Origin of the sequence: Rhodoferax sp. (assembly GCF_018780565.1) — a bacterium.
Lineage (GTDB): Bacteria > Pseudomonadota > Gammaproteobacteria > Burkholderiales > Burkholderiaceae_C > Rhodoferax.
The window spans coordinates 248837-269604 of sequence record NZ_JADMJN010000008.1 but is presented as its reverse complement, the minus strand read 5'-3'; the positions used below and the strand labels follow the sequence as shown (position 1 = coordinate 269604).

Below are 20768 nucleotides of genomic sequence, written 5' to 3'. Positions count from 1 at the left end.
ACCCGTCCCGGCTACCAGCCCAGCAGCAAATGCAATGGCAAGTACACCGCCATGCCCGCCACAATCGTGCCCAGCACGGCCTGGCCGGCCCCTCTGCGCTGAAAAAACCAGGCGGCACCGGCAATCGCGGCAAAAATCCGGGCATCCTGCCAGCCACTGATCAGGTGACCCTGCGTCATCACCAGCTCTGGCGCGATCACTGCGGACAATGCCGCAATCGGCGCATACTGCAGCCCACGCTGCGCCCAGTGGGGCAGCTTCCACTGTTTGCTGGAGATGAAGAACAGCGAACGTGTCAACACCGTGATGCATGCCAGCCCGATGATGATGACGATGGTGCGCCAATCGGCCAGTTCACTCATGAAGGCTCCCGATGGCCCAGGGATGTTTTTTCAAGCACCAGGCAGCAGGCGACGGCCGCGGCAATGGCCACCAGAATATTGAGCTTGAAGGGAAGGGCAAAGGCCGCCACCGCAGCAGCCCCCGCAATACCGGCCGACATCAGGCGCAGCCGGCTTGATGCCAGGGAACACAAAATGCCCAGCAAGGCCAGGATGCCGGCAAAGCCCAGACCCCATTGGCTTGGCACCAAATTGGCCAGCACCACGCCCACCACGCTGAAGCCGACCCAGGCCAGCCAATTGACCGCACAATTTCCCGCCAGATAGGCTTGCTGGGCACCCAGTTGCTCCGCATTGCTGCCGTGGTGGGGATACCGCTTGGTAAACAAGACGTAACTCAGGTCCGCCGTGAAGTAGCCGGTGGCGCACCGCTGCCAGAGTGGCAGATGCATTACGTAGGGGCGCATGTGAGCGCTGAAGACCACGAAGCGCAGGTTGACACAGAACCCGGTCGCCAAAACCACCCACATCGGTGCGCCCGCAGAAAGCAGCGGAATGGCGGCCAACTGGGAGCTGCCGGCATAGACGATCAAACTCATCAGCAGCGCCTCGAAAGTGCTCATACCGGAATTCATCATCGCCACGCCGGTCATCAAGCCCCAGGCGGCGATGCCAGGGGCCACCATCAAGGAATCCAGTGCGCCCTGGCGAAATTCGGGATGCCGGAAGTTGCCAGGCAGGAAAAACACTAGCTGGCACGCTTTTTAAAGCCCATGCCGGGACGCAAATCAAAGCCCCGCAGGAAGTCCGCCACGCCCAGGCGTTTGCCGCCAGAGCGCTGCAGCTCGGTGATAATAACTATCGAATTCATAGCACTCACCGCAATACCGTCGGGGGTCACACTCAGAATTGACCCGAATTCCGCATCGGGAGCCGGTGCACCGGAGCCGATCCTGGCGGCCCAGATTTTCAAGGTTTCGCCGCTCACTTCTGAACTGGCGCCCGGAGCCGGATTGAAAGCGCGCACCCGCCGCACAATCTGCCCGGCATCCTGCGTCCAGTCAATCGCCGCCTCGTGTTTCTCGATTTTGTACGCATAAGTCACGCCCTCCGAGGGCTGAGGCACTGGCTTCAAGCTGCCACAAGCCGCCAGCTCCAGCGCCTCGACCATCAGATGGCCACCCAGGGCCGCCAGTTTGTCGTGCAGGGTGGCGGTAGTGTCGTTGGCGTCAATCGGCAGTTTTTCAACCAGCAGCATGTCCCCGGTATCCAGCCCCGCGTCCATCTGCATGATGGTCACGCCCGTCTCGGCATCGCCCGCCTCAATGGCGCGGTGAATGGGCGCCGCACCGCGCCAGCGCGGCAGCAGGGAAGCGTGAATGTTGAAACACCCCTGCATCGGCATGTCCAGCACCCACTGGGGCAGGATCAGGCCGTAGGCGGCCACGACCATGGCATCGGCTCTGGCAGCCTCCATGGCCGCGCGCGCCGCGACGGCGTCCTCGGGGTATTTGCCATCCAGGCGCAGACTGCGCGGCTGCGCAACGGGGATGGCGTGGTCCAGGGCAAACTGCTTGACCGCCGAGGCCTGCAATTTCATGCCCCGACCGGCGGGGCGGTCGGGCTGGGTCAGGACCAGTGCAATCTCCAACCCGGCTGCATGCAGACGCTCCAGAGCCACGCGCGCAAATTCAGGCGTGCCCGCAAAAATCACCCTCAACGCGAGTCCTCTCGCTGCGCCTTGAGCATTTTTTTCCTGATCCGGTCGCGCTTGAGAGGTGAAAGGTACTCGACAAACACCTTGCCCAGCAGATGGTCCATCTCATGCTGGATGCACACGGCCAAAAGATCCTCCGCCTCAACGGTGCGGGAATTGCCTTCCCCGTCCAGCGCCCTGACCGTGATCGCGTTGAAGCGTTGCACGCCATCGTAAATACCGGGCACCGACAGACATCCCTCTTCGTTCAGGTGCGTCTCGGCACTGGTCCAGACGATCTCGGGGTTGATGAGCACCAGGGGCTGGTCGCGCTCTTCAGACACATCAATCACGATCAAGCGTTCATGCACATCAACCTGCGTCGCCGCCAGGCCAATGCCTTTGGCGTCATACATGGTGGCAAGCATGTCCACAATCAGCGTCTTGACGCGGGCATCCACCGTCTGCACCGGCTGGGCCACCTTGTGCAATTTGGGATCGGGAAAACAAAGAATGGGTAATAAAGCCATGGATTCTCTTCAAAGATGTCGTTATTTTCGCTACTTTTCGCGAGTCCGGTACAGGTCAGGGCCAGAAAACGTTGCCGAATCAAGGGCTTGAGCGCAAAATCGCGCGTGATTTATCAAGATTTTCGATCAGCCCAGCAGGCACTCGTAACGCAGCAAGATATGACTAAACACATAATGGCAAAGTCCAGGGTCGCAATAGCCACCCTGGCGGTATTCACCGGCACCCTGGTTGCAAACCCTGTGGCAGCCCAGAATTATCCGGTCACATCTGGCCAGAAGGCCACCGCAGCGCAGGTCGCGCAGGCCGGCGTCGCCTTGAGTGAACTGGCTGCGAACGCGCCCGACACCTATACGGTGAAACGTGGCGACACCTTGTGGGCTATTTCGGGCGTTTTTCTCAAACACCCCTGGCGCTGGCCTGAGTTGTGGGGCATGAACCTGCAGGACATTCAGAACCCCCACCTCATCTATCCTGGACAGATGCTGCACCTGGAACGAAAAGAGGGTCGCGCCACCTTGCGAACCAAGCAGTCCGCCGCTGACGCACCGCCCACCGAGACAGTCAAGGTGTCACCACGCACACGCTATGAAAGCCTGGCCAGCGATGCCCTGCCCACCCTGAAAAACCACCTGATCGAGCCCTTCCTGGCGGAACCGGTGATCGTCGACGAAAACGGACTCAAGTCGGCACCCCGGATTGTGGCGGCGGCTCAGGAAGGCCGGGTGATTCTGGCCCGCGGTGACCGTGCTTATGCGCGCGGCCAGGGCGATGCGATGCTCATCGATGACGCCAGCAAAAAACAAAAGGAATACCGGATTTTCCGCAATGCAACGCCCTTGAAGGACCCGGGAACCGGTGAGGTTCTGGGTTACGAGGCGCAGTATGTCGGCAAGGCCGTGATGGTGCGTGGCGAGTCCGTCCAGGCATCTACCGACAAGGATGGCAAGGCCCGCAATGACATCGTTCCAGCCACCATTGATATCGTGTCGGCCAAGGAAGAGATGCGCGTCGGTGACCGCCTGTTGCCCGAGCCGGAGCGTCAACTGCTGAGCTATGTACCGCACGCACCGCAAGCCAAGGTGGAAGCACGCATTGTGTCGGTTTACGGCAGTGGCGTGGTGAATGCCGCGCAAAACCAGGTGGTGGTCATCAACCGCGGAACTCGGGACGGCGTTGAGAACGGCCACGTGTTGGCGATCATGAAAGATGGCGCGCGGATCATCGACAAAACTGACGAAAATCGCGTCGCAATGAAATTGCCGGATGAGCGCAATGGCCTGCTCATGGTGTTTCGGACCTTCGAGAAGCTTTCCTATGCCTTGGTGCTGGAAATCACCGATGGCGCCAAAGTAGGCGACCGTCTGGTCAATCCACGCTAAGTACTGCTGGTGGAACGCGACGAACTCGCGGCCTGGCTGCGTCTTTCACTCACGCCAGGTGTTGGCAACGCCAGCGCCCGCAAGTTGCTGGCGGTATTCGGCTTGCCGGACGCGGTGTTCAGCCAATCCACGACCGCGCTGCTTCAGGTGGTGCACGCTGGGCAGGCTGCAGCCCTGCGCGCAGAGCCGCCTGAACTGGCGGCCTTGCTTGAATTGACCTGGGCCTGGTTACAGGAAGCAGGAGAAGCAGGCGCCATGCGCCACATCGTGGTTCTGGGCGATCCCGATTACCCCGCATCCCTTCTGTCCATGGAGGACCCGCCCTTGTTGCTGTACCTGCTGGGCGCCGGAAAATTCAGATCAAATCACGACCAAGCCGTTTCAAATCAAGGGTCTCCAGCTTCTAATTTAATAGCAAACAGCCTGCTGCACAGCATTGCGGTGGTGGGCAGTCGCAATCCGACACCGCAAGGCGCTGCCAACGCGCGGCATTTTTCAAAAGCGCTGGCGCAGGCCGGCTTGACCGTGGTGTCCGGCCTGGCGCTGGGTGTGGATGGCGCGGCACATGAAGGTGCGCTGGACAGCCTGACGCCTGGCTCCCACCAACTTGCAACCGTCGCAGTGGTTGGCACCGGGCTTGATCGTGTGTACCCCAAAGACCACCGCGAACTGGCTCATCGCATTGCCCAAAACGGTCTGATCGTGAGCGAGTATCCGCTCGGTACGCCACCCCTGGCCGCAAATTTCCCCAAACGCAACCGCATCATTGCAGGCTTGGCACAGGGCACCCTGGTCATTGAAGCGGCGTTGAAGTCAGGCTCACTCATCACCGCACGATTGACGGCAGACCAGGGTAAAGACGTTTTCGCCATTCCGGGCTCCATTCACTCCACGCAGGCACGCGGTTGCCACGCCCTGATCAAACAAGGGGCCAAACTGGTGGAGTCGGCACAAGACGTCCTGGAAGAATTGAAACTGGACAGCAGCGTCGGCAGCGCTATTGAATCCGTAACTGACAACGCAAGAGATGCGAAGGCAGAGGGCTTGCTGGGTGCCGAAGACGAACTGTTGCATGCGCTGGGCTTCGATCCAGTCGGTCTGGACGCCCTGCAAGCACGCTGTGGCGTGGATACGGCCAACCTGCAGGCGCAGTTGATGGGGCTGGAACTCGACGGCCTGGTCGCACGACTGCCCGGGGGCCTGTTTCAACGCGTGGCTCAAGCTTAAAGCCCGAATAGAGCGATAAGTCCGACTCGATGCCTTGAGTGGCATATTTCTGCGCTATATTGCACTCCATGTTTGAAGTGCTTGTCTTCGTTTACGAAAATTATTGGCACGGTGATGCCTGTCCTGAATCGGCTCACCTGGAGCGCAAATTGAGCCTGGTTGGCTTTGATGCCGACGAAATTCAAGATGCACTCACCTGGCTCAACGACCTGAATCTGGCGGCGCGCGGCCTGCGCCAGCCCGTGCCAGCTGATGCGCTGGAATGCCCGGTCGCAATGCCCGGCCTCAAGACCATCAATCAGTCCCCGCTGAGCATGCGCGTCTACTCGGTGAGCGAACAGGACCACCTGGGTTCACAGTGTTTGGGTTTTATCAGCTTTCTTGAAACCGCTGGCGTACTGCCAGCCCATATGCGCGAGCTCGTGATTGACCGCGCCATGGCCATACCCGCAGATGCCGTGCCCCTGGACGATCTCAAGATCATCGTGCTGATGGTTTACTGGAGTCTGGGCGAAGAGCCCGATGCCTTGGTGCTCGACGAACTGTGCGACGACAGCATCAAACGCCTCGCCCACTGAGATCGGGACATCAGCCCAGCAATCGCTCTGGATTGGCGGCCAGTTTGGACAAGGCATCGCGCGTGGCGCGCACCGTCAGCGTCTCTTCTTCCTGCGGCAACAGCAGGCCCGCCTGCAAGTAGGCGGCCAGGCGCCCGGCCTGAACCAGGTAGCTGTGTCCATCGGTCGAGGCAAACAAGTTCAAATGCTTGCGATCGCTGCGCCATACAAACTGCACCTGTGCCACCCGTCCATTGTGGTCCAGCGTAAACCATGAGCCCAACTGCAACTCCTGGGCCCAGGCCAGCATCGCCGCTGTTGGCTTGGAGCCACCGTCTGCCACCACATCGATCGTGGAGGCATCAATGCCCAACATCATTTCAATGCTCTCGGCATCCAGGGGCAAATCGCCCATACCGTCTTCACTCACAAAGTCTTCCAAGTTGGCAAGGCGTTTGGCCATGAGCTGAATCTGCTCGGGCGGAATGGCCTGCGTCTTGGACAGGAAGGCATCTGCCAGTGTGTCGCTGACGGTCTTGATATGGGCTTCCTGCTCGGAAGGCGCCACCCCCAGCAGGGTCATGCCGGCACGCAGCTTTTGCAACAGTTGCGGCAAATCCTGAATCACGCGGGCACGGTCCACCCGGTTGGGTTTGGCGCTGGCGGCCCAGACCAGGTCCGTCGCAGATTTCTTGAGTCCAAGGGTTTCAACGTGCTGCGGACCTTTTCGCACCGCCGCAACAGCCAGCACCTCGGCCCAGACCTTGAAAAGAAACTCACGGATCTCCTCGCGCACCGGCATGTCCTTGAGCATGTTGCGCATTTCGATCGTGTACTGGATCGTCAACGTTTCTTTTTGCTCTACCTGCTGGGCCACACTCACGACCTTTTGGGTCGAGTCCTTGCCGGTCAAAAACTGCGCCAGAAACTTCTGGAATTCATCGTAGACCAGCTGGTAAACCCGTTTGCCAGTTTCCGGATATTGCTCGATCACCTGAACAATCCGCTTGATTTCTGTCTCCAGCGCCCCGCCATTGATGCCACTGGCATCAAAACCCATCACGCAGGAGCCCATGCGGTCAATCAGCTGACGCGCAGGGTGATTCAAGGTACCAAAAAAGTCCGGCTCGGCCAGCGCCACGCGCAGCACCGGCATCTGAAGACGCGCAAACCACACCCGAATGCCTGGGGGAATGCGGTCTTCCTGCAAAATTGCCTGGAACATCAAAGCCACAATCTCGATCGTGGCTTTTTCGCTTTTGGTCTCGGCCTTGTTTTTGAGCTCGGTGGTCCGCTCGCGCAGTTGACCCGCCACCCTGGCAATGCCGGCAGGGCTGTAATCCACCACACTGCCGGCACCTGAATCAAGATTGTCAGGCCTGGACCGGACAGCCATGGCGGCCGCCAGTGCTGGCGACGGCGGCTGAAAGGACGTGGCCTCGAAGTTGGCCCCTCCCGTGCCCACCAACAAGCGCTTGAGCTGACCCATGACACCCAGGGCACGGCTGCGCGCCCTGGCAAGCGGCGTGGCCGAGGTCATCATGCGGGTTTCGTCTGCAGCGCCGCCATAGCCAGAACTGTGACCCGAGCTGTGCCGCTCTGATGGATACTGGCTTTGTATCGGCGCGCCCGGCCCGGAATCGCGAGCCCGACTGCCTGCCGGTTCAGCAGATCCAGAAGGCGATGGACCTCCTGATTCGTTACCCCAACCCAGACGCCCACCAAAAGCCCCTGCAGATCGCTGCGAAGCTTGTCCACCTTGCGGTCCGGCATCTCCGTAATAGCCGCCTGGCCCGGAATCGCGGCCGGACTGCTTTTCAGCAGCCGTCTGACCCGGTGGAGAACCGGGGGGTGAAGCACTTCGGGCTGGCGCAGACGGCGCCCGTTTGACACGGTCTTTCAACTCGATGGTTGGCAAAACGCCCTGCTTGATCAAAAATTCGTTGCAATTGGCATACGCCTGTGTGAGCCGCTCAATCAGGAGCTTTTGCGCCACATCGTTCACCAGCGGCCAAGCGTCGCGAGGCATGCCAACGGTAGCCCACTGCTCGATCATGAGCAGAAGCAGCACTTCGGGTCGAAGAATGTCGTACCCTTCAAGGTCTTCCGCACCTTCCAGATGCCTGATACGCAAACGCAGGTCATTCAGTTCATTGCTGACCTTTTCCATCACACCCAGGACCAGCCGCGAGGCAACAATCTTGTTCTCGACCACCTCGGTGCCAACCAACTCCAAGCCAGCGTCCAATGATTTCTTGGGTGCAGCCACCGGCGGCTTCAATGCTGATTGCCAGTCCCGCATGGTGCCATCCAGCCAGGCAGCCCGGTTGCGCTGGTAAAAAGTCCAGGCATCGCGGCGTGTCTGCATTTCACGCGAAGGGGCGGCTTCATTCATCAGCGCCGTCAGGCGCTCCTGCACCGCCGTACCCAACTCGACCATGGCACGCCCGGCCTCGATCACGAAACGACGGCGCGTCTCTTGGGCGAGTTGTGCGCGCTGCGCAAAAGAGGGAGGGGTAGCCATGGCTCAGATTCTAGTCAGACTGTGGCACCAGCGTTCGGGTCATTTGGATCCTCTTCCTTCTTGGCGGCGCTCTTGATCAGGTCTTCACGCTGGATACCAAGCCACATGGCAATGGCGGCCGCCACGAACACCGAGGAATAGATACCAAAGAGAATACCAATGGTCAGTGCCAAAGCAAAGTAGTGCAGCGTGGCACCGCCAAACAGGAGCATGGACAGCACCATCAGCTGTGTGCAGCCGTGCGTAATGATGGTGCGACTGATGGTGGAGGTGATGGCATTGTCGATAACTTCATGGCTGTTCATCTTGCGATAGCGCCGGAAATTCTCGCGAATCCGGTCAAAAATCACCACCGATTCATTAACCGAATAACCCAGCACGGCCAGCACAGCCGCCAGCACCGGGAGCGAGAACTCCCACTGGAAAAATGCAAAAAACCCCAAAATAATGATCACGTCATGCAAATTGGCAATGATGGCTGCCACGGCGAATTTCCACTCAAACCGGATGGCCAAGTAAAGCATGATGCCCACCACTACGAAGGCCAGGGCTTTCAGGCCGTCGGTGGCCAACTCATCGCCCACCTGGGGGCCAACAAACTCGGTCCGACGCAAGGTCATGGGCTCAAGGTCCCCGGCCTTGCAAACTACCTTGCCGGCCTGTTTGCTGTCGGCCTGCATCGTCCCGTTCGCAACAGAGCACAGACCGACCAGCACTTTCTCACTTTGCTGCGCCGAACTCACGCCTTTTTGCGCAGGTAGACGGATCATCACATCACGCGCGGTACCAAAATTCTGCACCAGCACATCACTGAAGCCAAGTTTTGCCACGCTGTCACGGACCGAATTCAAGTCTGCCGGTTGCGAGTAGCTGACTTCCATCAAGGTGCCGCCGGTGAACTCGACCGACAGATGCAAGCCCCGGGAAAAAAGAAAGAACACAGCCGCCAGAAAGGTGACCAAGGACACGAGGTTGAACACGAGCGCATGCCGCATGAACGGGATGTCGCGTCGGATTTTAAAAAATTCCATGAATGCCTTCCCTTAGTTCGACTTGACCTGAGTGCCGGAGTCAGGACGCCAAACCGTACCAATTGACACGCTTTTGAGCTTGTTTTGACGACCGTACCACAAATTGACCAGTCCGCGCGAGAAGAACACGCCGGAGAACATGCTGGTCAAAATGCCCAGACAGTGCACCACAGCAAAGCCGCGCACCGGGCCCGATCCGAAGGCTAGCAAAGCCAGACCGGCGATCAGCGTCGTCACATTGGAGTCCAGAATGGTGGCCCAGGCCCGGTCATAGCCGGCATGGATGGCCGCCTGCGCGGAGGCACCGTTGCGCAGTTCTTCACGCACCCGCTCATTGATCAGCACGTTGGCGTCAATCGCCATGCCCAGCACCAGGGCCATGGCCGCCATACCCGGCAGCGTCAAGGTCGCCTGAAGCATGGATAACACGGCCACCAGCAGCAGCAAGTTGACGGCCAGCGCCACGCTGGAAAACATGCCAAACAGCATGTAATACAGGCACATGAACACCGCCACGGCGGCAAAGCCCCAGGTCACGCTGTTGAAGCCCTTGGCAATGTTTTCAGCACCCAGGCTCGGGCCAATGGTGGTTTCTTCGATGATTTCCATGGGTGCGGCCAGCGAGCCAGCGCGCAGCAACAGGGCCGTATCGTTGGCCTCCACGGTGGTCATGCGTCCGGAGATCTGCACCCGCCCGCCACCAATTTCGGAACGAATCACGGGCGCCGTGACGACCTCACCCTTGCCTTTTTCAAACAGCACGATGGCCATGCGTTTGCCGATACTTTCACGCGTCACATCCCTGAAGATGCGTGAACCCTTGGCATCCAGGGTCAGGTTAACCACGGCCTCCTGGGTCTGACCATCGAATCCGGGCTGGGCGTCGGTCAGGTTTTCACCGGTCAGAATGACCTGCTTTTTCACGATAACCGGCTGTCCATTGCGCTCCAGAAAGCGCTCCGAACCAAAGGGCACTGCGGCTGCACCGCTTTCGGCCGCACGAGCTTCACCGGTTTCGTCCACCATGCGCACTTCCAGGGTCGCGGTGCGCCCTAGGATGTCCTTGGCCTTGGCAGTGTCCTGCACACCAGGCAACTGAACCACGATGCGATCCAGGCCTTGCTGCTGGATCACGGGCTCGGCCACGCCCAGCTCATTGATACGGTTGTGCAGGGTGGTGATGTTTTGCTTGAGTGACTGATCCTGAACCCGGCGTGCCGCCTCGGGCTTGATGGAGGCGGTCAGCTTGAATTCGGCGCCATCCGGCCGCTCGACCGATTGGAGATCAACGAATTGATCCTGGAGCACGGCCTTGGCCGCTGCCAGCGTCGCAGCATCACGGAAACGGATCTCGATCGTCTGTCCATTGCGACTGATTCCGCTATGGCGCACATTTTTCTCGCGCAGACTGGTGCGGATGTCGCCAGACAAAGACTCGGCCCGCTTGGTGAGCGCAGCCTGCATGTCCACCTGCAGCATGAAGTGCACGCCGCCGCGCAAGTCCAGCCCCAGGTACATGGGGAAAGCGTGCAGGGCTGTCAGCCATGCCGGGGACCGCGAAAGCAAGTTGAGCGCGACCACGTAACCCGGATTGGAGGTATCAGGCACCAGCGCCTTCTGAATTGCGTCCTTGGCTTTGAGTTGCGTCTCTGTGTTGCCAAACCGTGCCTTGACGGATGTACCGTCCAGGGTCACCAGATCGGCCGCGATGCCCGCCGCCTTAAGAGCCTCTTCAACACGCGTCTGCGTGCTGCTGTCGACCTTGAAGGCAACTTTGGCCGCAGACACCTGCACCGCAGGCGCTTCACCAAAAAAATTGGGAAGGGTATACAAAATCCCCACCATCAGCGCGATCACGATGATCGCGTACTTCCATATCGGGTAACGATTCATGATCGCGGTTTCGCTGTTTGAGGAGTCGGCTTACTTAATGCTTCCCTTGGGCAAGACCTGCACCACGGCGCTACGCTGAATTTGAATCTCCACACCATTGGCGACTTCGATGCTGACGTAGCTATCACCCAGCTTGGTCACTTTGCCCAGCACACCGCCCACGGTGGCAATCTCGTCACCCTTGGCCAGGGCCTCAATCATGGCGCGATGCTCTTTCTGCTTTTTCATCTGGGGCCGGATCATGACGAAGTACATGACCGCAAACATGACCGCGAAAATCGGCAGTTGCGTCAGAAGTGACGACATCTCGCCGCCAGCGGCGGCAGCGGGAGCAGTTTGGGCAAAGGCAGAAGAAATGAACACGGCAACTCCACAATAATTAATCAAAAGAACAAGGCGCGCCACGCCTCACTGCACATGGTTGTGCAAAAAACAGGCAACCCATCATTGTATGCGGGGCCGTATGGCCCCAACCCGCGGACCAGCAATCGAATCTCAGACGACTTTGGATGTCGCCTGCAAGCTATTGAACTGGGTCAGTTGGGCCTCCCAATTTTGGCGCGCCAGCTTGAGATGACGCGCCTTCACATGGCCAAATCCCTTGATTTGCTCAGGGATACGGGCAAGGCCCAGCGCCTGCCTGTAACGGACAGCGGCTTCTTCCTCAGACATGGCGCTGCTCAGCACGCGCAGCACTTCTTCGAGGCAAGCACGGTATTCGCCAATCAAGGCGCGCTCCTCACGGCGCTCGTCAGACCGGCCAAAAACGTCCCAAACCGTACCACGCAGCCCCTTGAGCCGGGCCAGCACCTTGAAAGCCGTCAACATGGCGGGGCCGAATTGCTGTTTCTGCAACTCGCCCTTGTCGTTCTTTTTGGCCAGCAAGGGGGGCGCTAAGTGGTAGTTGAGCTTGAAGTCGCCTTCAAACATCGACTTGATCCTGTCATGAAAAACGCGGTCGGTATGCAAACGGGCCACTTCGTACTCGTCCTTGTAGGCCATCAACTTGAAGAGATTTCTGGCGACCGCCTCGCTGAGCGCCTGGCCCTTTTGGCCAGCAGCCCCCTCCACGGTGCGGACCTTCTGAACGAAGCTCTGGTACTGCGCTGCATAGCCCGCATTCTGGTAACCGGTCAGGAACTCAACTCGCCTCTCGATCAACTCGTCCAGCGAGCTGCGCTTGGCAAAGCTCACCACTTGCGCCGGTTTGAGGCGGTTTTCAAAGGCGCCACCCTCATGCGCTGCCCGGCGGCCCCATTCAAACGCGGTTTTGTTTTGCTCAACGGCCACGGCATTGAGCTCCATGGCACGCAGCAGCGATGCCTTGGTCAGCGGAATCCAGCCCTTTTGCCAGGCAAAACCCAGGATCAGCGGATTGGTGTAAATGCTGTCGCCCATCAACTGGGTGGCTGCGGCATCCGCATTGAAGGCACCGACAGCATCCAGCCCCACCAGCTTGACGACTTCACCGACGCATGCATCTGACGGATTCACCCAACTGCCATTGGACACAAAGGCCGCAGTTGGCGTAGCGTGAGAATTGATTGCCACGCGGGTACGTCCCTCCCGCATGCGCAGCGCCGTCTCCTTGCCCGCAGCCACGATGGGGTCGCAGCCGATGATGAGATCGGCAGCCGCCATGCTGACGCGCGTGGTGCGAATATCGTGCTGACTGCTGCCGATCAACACATGGCTCCAGGTCGCCCCGCCTTTCTGGGCGAGACCACCCGCATCCTGTGTCACGATGCCGCGACCCTCCAGATGCGCAGCCACCCCCAGCAGCTGTCCGATGGTGATGACGCCGGTGCCCCCCACGCCCGCGACCACAATGCCCCATACGCTGCCATTGCGCCCTTCGGTCGTCGGGATCGCGGGCTCGGGCAACTCACCCAGCGTCAGCGGTGACACGCCCTGGCCTTTGGCTTTTTTCTTGAGCTGCCCACCCTCCACCGTTACAAAACTCGGACAAAAACCCTTGGTACAGGAGTAGTCCTTGTTGCAGCTGCTCTGGTTGATTTGACGCTTGCGGCCGAATTCAGTCTCCAGCGGCTCCACGCTCAGACAATTTGACTGCACACTGCAGTCGCCGCAACCTTCGCACACCAATTCGTTGATCACAACGCGCTTGGCGGGATCCACCAGGCTGCCCCGCTTGCGGCGGCGGCGCTTCTCGGTGGCACAGGTCTGGTCGTAAATGATGACGGTCGTACCCTTGATCTCGCGGAACTCGCGCTGAACAGCGTCCAGGGCGTCGCGATGGTGCACCGCAACGCCTTCGGCCAACGACACGCCCTCGTATTTTTCAGGCTCATCCGTCACCACGGCAATCTTCATCGCCCCCTCTGCGCGCATGGACAGGGCAATCTGGACAACCGAATGGCCCTCGGGGCGCTCACCGACTTGCTGGCCACCTGTCATGGCGACAGCATCGTTGTACAGAATCTTGTAGGTGATGTTCACCCCCGCCGCGATGCTCTGACGCACTGCCAGCGACCCACTGTGGAAGTAGGTGCCATCGCCCAGGTTGGCAAACATGTGCTGGTCATGACTGAAGGGCTGCTGGCCCACCCAGGGAACGCCTTCACCGCCCATCTGGGTAAAGCCCACTGTCGCGCGATCCATCCAGATGCTCATGAAGTGGCAGCCAATGCCAGCCATTGCCCGCGAACCTTCGGGCACCTTGGTGGAGGTGTTGTGCGGGCAACCGGAGCAGAACCAGGGCTGGCGGTCCGCCTTGACCTCGACAATCTGCATGCTGCGCTCTTTGGCATCCAGAATGGCCAACTGCGCGTCCATGCGGGCGCTCACATCCTGGCTCACACCGAGTTTTTTCAGGCGTTGCGCAATGGCGCGGGCGATAAGGGCAGGTGATAAATCCGCGTTGGCCCGCAGCAGGGTGTTGCTGGTGGGGTTTGAGTTGGACCATTCGCCGCCCGAAAAATCGCCCTCGACTTCATTGAACTTGCCCAGCACATGAGGCCTGACATCGGAGCGCCAGTTATACAACTCTTCCTTCAACTGGTATTCAATGACTTGGCGTTTTTCCTCGATAACCAGGATTTCCTGCAGACCTGTCGCAAATTCACGCGTTAACTGGGCCTCCAGCGGCCACACCACCGCCACCTTGTGCAGACGCACCCCGATCTGCTGGCAGGTCACATCATCAAGCCCCAGATCGATCAATGCCTGACGGGTGTCGCTGAAGGCCTTGCCGGAGGCGATCAGGCCAAGACGGTCGTTCTTGCCTTCGATAGCGTTGTAGTTCAGACGGTTGGCTCGGATGTAGGCCAGTGCGGCATACCATTTGTAGTGAAACAGGCGTGCTTCCTGCTCCAATGCCGCATCTGGCCAGCGGATGTGCAAACCGCCCGGGGGCATCTGAAAGTCCGTGGGGATTTTGATCTGCACACGGTCGGGATCGATCATGGCCGTGGCGCTGGATTCCACAATTTCCTGGATCGTCTTCATGCCCGACCACACTCCAGAGAATCGACTCAATGCGAAGGCATGAACGCCCAGATCCAAAATCTCCTGCACTGTCGAGGGGAAAAATACAGGCGTGCCGCAAGCCTTGAAGATGTGATCGCTCTGGTGTGCCGCCGTCGAACTCTTGGCAATGTGGTCATCCCCTGCCACCGCAATCACACCGCCCCATGGCGTAGTGCCCGCCATGTTGGCATGTTTGAACACATCGCTGCAGCGGTCCACGCCCGGACCCTTGCCGTACCAGATACCGAACACTCCATCAAACTTGTTGCTGCCGGGTGGCGCAAAGCCCAGTTGCTGCGTACCCCATAGCGCCGTGGCGGCCAACTCTTCATTCACGCCGGGCTGAAAGACAATGTTCTGCGCCTTGAGGAACTTCTCGGCCTTGACCAGCGCCTGGTCATAGTTACCCAGGGGAGAGCCGCGGTAGCCGCTGATGAAACCCGCCGTGTTTTTGCCCGCCTGCTGATCGCGAAGGCGCTGCAGCATGGGTAGCTTCACCAGCGCCTGCACACCGCTCATGAAAGCCCGGCCATAGTCGAGCGAATACTTGTCATCCAGCGTTGCGGATTCAAGCGCTTTGCGGATGTGTTCGGGCAGAGGGGCGTTCATGGGACAGGTCTCCGGAGTACAGGATTGGATCGCCTTGTGAGCAAGGGTATCTAGAACTGCCGACCGATAGGTAGCAGCCCCTACTGAAGCGGAAAGTGTATGTCGTGATCGCGGATATGTCTTTGCTATCTTTGCCTTGATTGCGCAAGTCCTGGAAAGAATCTTGCTCGAATATGGAAAAAAACAGAAAATCTTGTTCGCCCCGAAGGTTTGATCCCGAGCGAAGCGAGTCAAGCCATCAGGTACCGATCCGGCCGCCATCATCCTTCGTGATAACGATGGTGGCCGAGCGCGGGCGCTTGCCAGCGCCATAGCCGGCGTTGCCAGGCCACTGGCTAGAGTACTTGGTCGGATCGGCGATGTCGGCCATTGCCGTGGTCTCGCCAGGGTGCTGAATGTTAATGAAGACCGCCTTGCCGTCGGGCGTCTCGCACAGGCCGGTGATTTCACTCGCCTTGGGGCCCACCAGGAAACGCTTGAGCTTGTCGGCGCCTGGGGCCTTGCCCACATAGGTATCCACGTTGAGCGCGCTGCCGTCAGCCTTGGTGTAGTTCAGCGTCTTCTTGGTGCCGTCGCCGACCTGGCCGGGCAGCGCCGCCAGCATCATGCAGTTGGTCACGTCGGTATAGGCGCCGTCGTCGGTCTGGATCCACATGATGCCGGTCGAGGGGCTGAACACCAGGCCGTCCGGGCTGGAAAAATCTTGCTCGTCTGTCAGGCTGGACAGGTTCACCGTGCCGGGAGCCGCGCTGGACTCGGCGCCGAACACGTACACATCCCAGGTGAAGCTGGAAGCCGCATTGCCGACCGAGTCTTCCTTGAGGCGCAGGATGTGGCCGTTCGGATTGCCCTTTTGCTCGGTCGTGCCCTTCAGATCGGTGTAGACGCGCGGGTTGGCGCTGTCGGGGGCCGTCTGCGACGAACTGCTCGGCTCAACGCGGCGGTTGCTGTTGTTGGTCAGCGTGAAATACACCTCGCCGTTGGCGATGTTGGTGGAGCACCATTCCGGGCGATCCATCTTGGTGGCGCCGACGGCATCGGCGGCCAGGCGGGCATTCACCAGCACGTCGGCCTGGTCGGCAAAAGTGTAGCCGGCGTAGCCCGCAATGGCGCTGTTGCCGATGGACAACTCAACCCAGGCACCCTTGCCGTCGCTGTTGAACTTCGCCACGTACAGCTTGCCGCTGTCCAGGTATTTGTCGCCCGTGGTGATGCGGTCCACGGGGTGGGCATCCGCCACTGCCCAATTGGCAGCAGAGACGAACTTGTAGATGTATTCGCCACGCGAGTCGTCGCCCATGTAGACGGCCAGCGGCTGGCCAGCCACCGGCGTGCCGAAGGCTGCGCTCTCGTGGGCGAAGCGGCCGAGCGCGCTGCGCTTGCGGGCTACCTTGTTCTTGTCATAGGCGTCCAACTCGACGATGTAGCCCATGCTATTCATCTCGTTGCGATAGTCGTCGCTGCCGTCCACCGAGGTGCCGAGCTTGCTGTTGTTCCAGCGCGCGTACTTATCGTCGCTGCCGGCCGACTCCCAGCCGTGGCGCGAGGCGGCGCCCTGGTTGCGGCCATAGCGCCTGAGCGCCGCGACGCTCTTGTCACCACGGGCCGCGTCATCGGTTGCGCTACGGGTGAAGTACCCGGCCCAGTTCTCCTCGCCGGTCAGGAAGGTGCCCCAAGGCGTCTTGCCGGTACCGCAGTTGTTCAGCGTGCCGCGGGTCTTGGTGCCGTCGGGTGAGTACTTGGTCTTGAGCAGGGCGTTGCCGCGGGCCGGGCCGTTGATCAGGATGTTCTCGCTCAGCGCGGTGAGGCGGAAATTGAACGCCGAATCCGGCACGGTGGACCATTTGCCGTGGCGCGCCTTCACCTCGACGACCGAGACGCCGTGAATTGCCGTTTCCTTGTCCACTTCGACGGCCGGACGCGGCAGCGTCGATGTGCCGCCGTTGGCGTGCAGGAAGAACGAGCTGAGTTTTTCGTCGGTGGTGGCCTCGTGGTTCATCGCAATCAGGCCGCGCGCGGTGGCGTCGGCGGACGGCTTGCCGTGGGCACCGAGGCCAAACCACTCCATACCGTCGTGGTGGTCGCCCGCGCGGTTTTCAAAGTCGGTGTCGGTGCCGTCGTTCTTGTAGGCCGAGGTGGTTGCCGAGAGCGGGTCGCCCAGGGCATACAACACGGTGGCGGTGTAACCGGCAGGCACTGACACGGCATCGGCCAGGCTCTTGGCCACCGCGTCAAAGCCCAGCAGGGCATCCCCGCCACCGCAGGCCGTGGCACCCAGGCTACCCAAGCCACCAAATGCGACCGTGCCCATTGTGCCCACGCTGCCACGCAGCACGGTACGGCGACTCAGACGGGCCTGCAGTACCGAGTCGAAGCTCGGATTGTCGCTGGTGTTGGAGTTTTCTTCGTTGAAGTCGATTCGGTTTGTCATGGTGTTTTCTTTGAAGGTTCGGAGTGAGCAAATGGCTGACTCCCGCACGATAGGCACGCACCGTGACACCGGCGTGAAGAAAATGTGATCGTTTTATGACATCGGACTGATGCAGGCTGCCGCCCCTCTTTCTTTCCTTGATTTCGCCAATATTCGAAATAATCTTGCTTAAAATTTCATGAAATGGAAACGTTAGACAAATTTGATATCGCCATCCTGAATGAACTTCAGGCCGATGGTCGTCTCAGCAATGCAGAACTGGCTTCCCGCGTGGGCCTGAGCGCAGCGCCGTGCTGGCGTCGCGTCAGGGCACTGGAGCAGTCCGGCTTTATCACCGGCTACCGCGCAGAAATCAACCGTCAGAAAATTGGCCTGGGCGTACTGGCATTTGTACGGCTGGACGCCGACCGCAATACTGGCGACGTGTTGCCCGCCCTGGAGGATGCGATACGCACCATCCCGGAGGTGGTCAGCTGCCACTACATCAGCGGCACCGGGACTTTCGAGTTGCAAGTGGTCAGCCGCGACCTGAACAGTTTCAGCCAGTTCGCCCGCGATGTGCTCATCAACCTGCCTAACGTCAAGGACCTGCACACCAGCTTCTCCCTGGGCGAAGTCAAGGCGAGCAGCGCCTTGCCCTTGAACCATCTCGGCGCAGCCACCGCCGCTGCGGACACTGGCGCGGCTCGGAATCCGGCGTCACGTCGGATTCCGAGTCGGTAGCGGCCTGCTATCGGGTCAGCACTGACCGAATGGTTGCGGCCAGTTCATCGGCCACAAACTTGGCAATGTAGGCATCGGCGCCTACGCTTTTCACGTGGCCTTCGTTGGTGGAGCCTGTCAGGGACGAGTGGATAACGACTGGAATGCTGTTGAACCGGCTGTCCTGCTTGATGTGGCGCGTCAAGGTGAAACCGTCCATCTCGGGCATTTCCAGATCAGTCAGCACCAGTGCCACTTTGTCGCGCACGGTTTTGCCTTCGGCCACGGCCTGCGTCGAGATGACCTGCAGACGATCCCAGGCCTCCTGGCCGGTTTTGGTCATGATGTAGGGCACGCCCATGGCTTTGAGGCCCTCCTCGATCATCATGCGCGCCACGGCGGAGTCGTCTGCCGCCAACACCACCGTCCCGGGCGGCAGACGCAGCTGGGGGGTTGCCACATCGCTCTTGCCAGCCGAACTCTCCTGGGGCAGCACATCGCGCAAGATCTGCTCCACATCCAAGACCTGCGCCAGGCGCGTGTTTTCATCGTTGCCGTCCAGTCGGGCAATGCTGGTAACCAGGCCACCACCCCGGCCTTCGGCAGAGAGTACCTGCTTCCACTCCAGGCGGACGATCTCATTGACTTCTTCCACCGCAAAAGCCTGGGTGGTGCGGGCAAACTCGGTCACCAGCAAAATGCCCAGCCCCTTGGTAGGCTTGCATCCCACAACCGCCGGCAGGTTGATCACCGTGATCATTTCGCCCCGCACATTGGCCACACCCATGACGGTGGGCGGCGAATTGACCATGGCGGTGATCTCGGGCATCACCAGTATTTCGCGCACCTTGAACACATTGATGCCGAACAACTCACGCCGATCCGTACCCGGCGCTTCGCCCAGTCGAAACAGCAGCAACTCAAACATGCTCTTGCCAGTGAGGTTGGTCCGTTCGTCGATTTCCCGCATTGATGTATTCATGGATTCATCCGTTGATTAAGGCACATGCGCCCTGACGCTCATGGTAAGTCATTGATTCTATTTTGGCCACAGCACCCACAAGCGCAAAGGCTGCTTGAGTCGGCCCGCCAACTCACCTGCGGGGCCTCCCCAGCCCGCAAAATAGTCAGCCCGCACCGCGCCGACAATGGCGCTTCCCGTATCCTGGGCCAACACAAGTCTTTGCAGATTAACAGCGGGACCCGCGGAGGCCAGCCACACGGGCGTTCCGTAGGGGATGCTGCCCGGATCAACCGCAATCGAGCGCCCCGGTGTCAGGGCAACACCCTGGGCGCCTTTGGGGCCCGATGTGGCGTCCAACTCTGACAAGGGCTCTTCCCGGAAAAACACGGTGCGTGGATTGCTCCACAACAGCTCATTGACGCGACCCGGGTTTTGCGCGATCCAGCCCTTGATCGCCGGCCACGATGCATCGCGCAATGCCCCCTGGTCGATCAGCCACCGGCCCACACTTTTATAGGGTTGCTCGTTGGAGCCAGCATAGGCCAGTCGCACCAGACGCTGGGTACCGTCGGGCTGGGTGATGCGCACGCGACCCGAACCCTGGATTTGCAGCACAAGTGCATCGATCGGGTCCGCCAGGTAAGCGATTTCCCGGCCTTTGAGGGCCGCCTGTGCCGACGCCAGCGTGTCTATCTCCTGGCGCGTGTACCAGGGCTTGCGCTGGGCCAAGCCCAGCGGCGGCTGGTACAGCGGCACCCGAAATTCTGCGCTGGGGACACGTGCACCGTCCAGCACCGGCTCGAAGTATCCCGTCAGCAGGCCTTCCGCCCCCCCTGACAGGGACTCCACCCGATACGGTTGCAGGCGCGCCATCAGCCATGCACGTTGCTCGTCCACGCCACCGATGCTCAAACGCCGCACCTCACTGCACAGTGCGGCAAATACGGGGCCCGGCCGCTCGCAGCTTTTGAGCCAGGCATTCCAGGCCTCGTGCAGCGGATCATCACGCAAGCCCGGCAGTTCCGCCCAGCGCACCGCCGTCCAGCGACTTCTGGCCTGCAACAGGGGCGCTGGCAACGCTGCGGTATCGTCCGGCCAGTTCGCGGTCGAGCTCACCACAGGTGAGCCTGGCGGGATGCTCGTTGGTCCATACAAGGGCCCACTGCTGCAGGCGGCGAGCATCCCTACAATCAAGGCATATGCAAGGGTACAAAGGAATCGATTCATGAGTTTGCTTTTACTTGAAGCACTGGGTGCCCTGGTGTTACTGGTGCTGATTGTCTGGTGGACCATGTTTTCAGGGCGCAAGCATGGCGAGTTGCCCGAGGCTCCCACCGCCGAGGCAGACAATAACTCGCCCGACCCCTCTTCCGAGGTGAAGAAAGACTGATTCA

17 protein-coding genes are annotated in these 20768 nt (G+C 60.1%); 5 read left to right on the top strand and 12 right to left on the bottom strand.

The window, feature by feature from the left end; translation table 11 throughout:
* Positions 1–11 precede the first annotated feature (11 nt).
* From IV109_RS13020 to def, 4 genes are all read right to left on the bottom strand, one after another.
* On the bottom strand, positions 12–362 hold the full coding sequence (locus IV109_RS13020; RefSeq protein WP_296697080.1) for an AzlD domain-containing protein: 351 nt from the start codon (positions 360–362) through the stop codon (positions 12–14).
* Positions 359–1027 carry an AzlC family ABC transporter permease gene (locus IV109_RS13015; RefSeq protein ID WP_296697163.1) on the bottom strand — a complete coding sequence of 223 codons (669 nt, stop codon included), beginning with the start codon at positions 1025–1027 and terminating at the stop codon, positions 359–361. The genes IV109_RS13020 and IV109_RS13015 overlap by 4 nt, the downstream gene beginning before the upstream one ends.
* A 62-nt stretch (positions 1028–1089) precedes the next feature.
* Complete coding sequence (fmt, locus tag IV109_RS13010; protein ID WP_296697078.1) at positions 1090–2061, bottom strand: methionyl-tRNA formyltransferase; 972 nt, start codon at positions 2059–2061, stop codon at positions 1090–1092.
* Positions 2058–2567, bottom strand: a complete 510-nt coding sequence (def, locus tag IV109_RS13005; RefSeq protein ID WP_296697076.1) for a peptide deformylase — start codon at positions 2565–2567, stop codon at positions 2058–2060. Before def ends, fmt begins: the two co-directional genes overlap by 4 nt.
* Positions 2568–2726: 159 nt before the next feature.
* Between def and IV109_RS13000 the strand changes: the two genes are divergently transcribed.
* From IV109_RS13000 to IV109_RS12990, 3 genes are all read left to right on the top strand, one after another.
* Positions 2727–3947: a LysM peptidoglycan-binding domain-containing protein gene (locus IV109_RS13000; RefSeq protein ID WP_296697074.1), complete on the top strand. Its 1221-nt coding sequence runs from the start codon at positions 2727–2729 to the stop codon at positions 3945–3947.
* 9 nt (positions 3948–3956) lie between these two features.
* Positions 3957–5174, top strand: a complete 1218-nt coding sequence (dprA, locus tag IV109_RS12995) for a DNA-processing protein DprA (protein WP_296697073.1) — start codon at positions 3957–3959, stop codon at positions 5172–5174.
* 68 nt (positions 5175–5242) lie between these two features.
* The gene (locus IV109_RS12990) at positions 5243–5752 is read left to right on the top strand and encodes a DUF494 family protein (protein WP_296697072.1); all 510 of its coding nucleotides are present in this window, start codon (positions 5243–5245) and stop codon (positions 5750–5752) included.
* A gap of 10 nt (positions 5753–5762) precedes the next feature.
* On the opposite strand, the gene IV109_RS12985 is transcribed toward IV109_RS12990, so the two are convergent.
* The 6 genes from IV109_RS12985 to IV109_RS12960 form a co-directional block, all read right to left on the bottom strand.
* Positions 5763–8255 carry a DUF1631 family protein gene (locus IV109_RS12985; RefSeq protein WP_296697070.1) on the bottom strand — a complete coding sequence of 831 codons (2493 nt, stop codon included), beginning with the start codon at positions 8253–8255 and terminating at the stop codon, positions 5763–5765.
* Positions 8256–8269: 14 nt separating this feature from the next.
* Complete coding sequence (gene secF, locus IV109_RS12980) at positions 8270–9286, bottom strand: protein translocase subunit SecF (protein ID WP_296697068.1); 1017 nt, start codon at positions 9284–9286, stop codon at positions 8270–8272.
* A gap of 12 nt (positions 9287–9298) precedes the next feature.
* Positions 9299–11179, bottom strand: a complete 1881-nt coding sequence (gene secD, locus IV109_RS12975) for a protein translocase subunit SecD (protein WP_296697066.1) — start codon at positions 11177–11179, stop codon at positions 9299–9301.
* 30 nt (positions 11180–11209) lie between these two features.
* A complete protein-coding gene (gene yajC / locus IV109_RS12970; protein ID WP_296697064.1) occupies positions 11210–11542 on the bottom strand; it encodes a preprotein translocase subunit YajC in 333 nt (110 codons plus the stop codon).
* A gap of 132 nt (positions 11543–11674) precedes the next feature.
* The gene (locus IV109_RS12965; RefSeq protein ID WP_296697063.1) at positions 11675–15277 is read right to left on the bottom strand and encodes an indolepyruvate ferredoxin oxidoreductase family protein; all 3603 of its coding nucleotides are present in this window, start codon (positions 15275–15277) and stop codon (positions 11675–11677) included.
* A gap of 238 nt (positions 15278–15515) precedes the next feature.
* Entirely contained in the window at positions 15516–17708 is a 2193-nt protein-coding gene (locus IV109_RS12960; protein WP_296697160.1) for a PhoX family phosphatase, read from the bottom strand.
* 183 nt (positions 17709–17891) lie between these two features.
* On the opposite strand from IV109_RS12960, the gene IV109_RS12955 reads away from it, so the two are divergent.
* Positions 17892–18431 (top strand): Lrp/AsnC family transcriptional regulator, encoded by a 540-nt coding sequence (locus IV109_RS12955; protein ID WP_296697062.1) that lies wholly within the window; start codon positions 17892–17894, stop codon positions 18429–18431.
* A 7-nt stretch (positions 18432–18438) separates the two neighbouring features.
* On the opposite strand, the gene IV109_RS12950 is transcribed toward IV109_RS12955, so the two are convergent.
* Together IV109_RS12950 and IV109_RS12945 are read right to left on the bottom strand one after the other, a co-directional pair.
* Positions 18439–19392, bottom strand: a complete 954-nt coding sequence (locus tag IV109_RS12950) for a chemotaxis protein (RefSeq protein WP_296697061.1) — start codon at positions 19390–19392, stop codon at positions 18439–18441.
* 57 nt (positions 19393–19449) lie between these two features.
* Positions 19450–20667 (bottom strand): MltA domain-containing protein, encoded by a 1218-nt coding sequence (locus tag IV109_RS12945; protein ID WP_296697060.1) that lies wholly within the window; start codon positions 20665–20667, stop codon positions 19450–19452.
* Here IV109_RS12945 and IV109_RS12940 point away from each other — a divergent pair.
* Positions 20600–20764 (top strand): hypothetical protein, encoded by a 165-nt coding sequence (locus tag IV109_RS12940; RefSeq protein ID WP_296697059.1) that lies wholly within the window; start codon positions 20600–20602, stop codon positions 20762–20764. The genes IV109_RS12945 and IV109_RS12940 overlap by 68 nt on opposite strands.
* Positions 20765–20768 lie beyond the last annotated feature (4 nt).

What these genes read in the sequence shown, in the direction of transcription:
- IV109_RS13020 (WP_296697080.1), bottom strand. Translation starts at nt 362, where the DNA reads ATGAGTGAACTGGCCGATTGGCGCACCATCGTCATCATCATCGGGCTG.
- secD (WP_296697066.1), bottom strand. Translation starts at nt 11,179, where the DNA reads ATGAATCGTTACCCGATATGGAAGTACGCGATCATCGTGATCGCGCTG.
- IV109_RS12965 (WP_296697063.1), bottom strand. Translation starts at nt 15,277, where the DNA reads ATGAACGCCCCTCTGCCCGAACACATCCGCAAAGCGCTTGAATCCGCA.
- IV109_RS12940 (WP_296697059.1), top strand. Translation starts at nt 20,600, where the DNA reads ATGAGTTTGCTTTTACTTGAAGCACTGGGTGCCCTGGTGTTACTGGTG.
- IV109_RS12945 (WP_296697060.1), bottom strand. Translation starts at nt 20,667, where the DNA reads ATGGTCCACCAGACAATCAGCACCAGTAACACCAGGGCACCCAGTGCT.
- IV109_RS12960 (WP_296697160.1), bottom strand. Translation starts at nt 17,708, where the DNA reads ATGACAAACCGAATCGACTTCAACGAAGAAAACTCCAACACCAGCGAC.
- IV109_RS12985 (WP_296697070.1), bottom strand. Translation starts at nt 8,255, where the DNA reads ATGGCTACCCCTCCCTCTTTTGCGCAGCGCGCACAACTCGCCCAAGAG.
- IV109_RS13015 (WP_296697163.1), bottom strand. Translation starts at nt 1,027, where the DNA reads ATGGTGGCCCCTGGCATCGCCGCCTGGGGCTTGATGACCGGCGTGGCG.
- def (WP_296697076.1), bottom strand. Translation starts at nt 2,567, where the DNA reads ATGGCTTTATTACCCATTCTTTGTTTTCCCGATCCCAAATTGCACAAG.
- IV109_RS13000 (WP_296697074.1), top strand. Translation starts at nt 2,727, where the DNA reads ATGACTAAACACATAATGGCAAAGTCCAGGGTCGCAATAGCCACCCTG.
- secF (WP_296697068.1), bottom strand. Translation starts at nt 9,286, where the DNA reads ATGGAATTTTTTAAAATCCGACGCGACATCCCGTTCATGCGGCATGCG.
- IV109_RS12950 (WP_296697061.1), bottom strand. Translation starts at nt 19,392, where the DNA reads ATGAATACATCAATGCGGGAAATCGACGAACGGACCAACCTCACTGGC.
- IV109_RS12955 (WP_296697062.1), top strand. Translation starts at nt 17,892, where the DNA reads ATGGAAACGTTAGACAAATTTGATATCGCCATCCTGAATGAACTTCAG.
- IV109_RS12990 (WP_296697072.1), top strand. Translation starts at nt 5,243, where the DNA reads ATGTTTGAAGTGCTTGTCTTCGTTTACGAAAATTATTGGCACGGTGAT.